This is a genomic window from Pseudomonas pseudonitroreducens, from assembly GCF_021603645.1.
Taxonomy (GTDB): domain Bacteria; phylum Pseudomonadota; class Gammaproteobacteria; order Pseudomonadales; family Pseudomonadaceae; genus Pseudomonas; species Pseudomonas pseudonitroreducens.
Genome location: NZ_BQHJ01000072.1, coordinates 1 through 258, shown reverse-complemented (window position 1 = coordinate 258; position 258 = coordinate 1). Strand labels below are relative to the sequence as shown.

Below are 258 nucleotides of genomic sequence, written 5' to 3'. Positions count from 1 at the left end.
TCGTGGAAGCCGGCGCCGAGTACAAGCTCGTCCTGGACGGCCTCAACGAAGCCGACAGCGGCCGCCCGGTGGTCGTGACCATCTGGCGCTGGAAGGCACCGCCTGCGGAAGAGCTGGCACTGATCGACGCCGAGAACCCCGGCAAGCTGCTCTCCAAAGGCGAAGTGCTGGCCGACACCTCCCGCCCGGTCGGCGAGTCGCCCTTCTACCGCATCGACTGGCTGTAACCCTTCCACCTTCCCGGCCCCGCAAGGGGCC

General features: G+C 68.6%; 1 pseudogene. It reads left to right on the top strand.

From position 1 onward, the window contains the following. Nucleotides 1-227, top strand: a pseudogene (locus L6D89_RS32520) (hypothetical protein); the annotation flags it as partial. Between the last annotated feature and the right edge of the window lie 31 nt (nucleotides 228-258).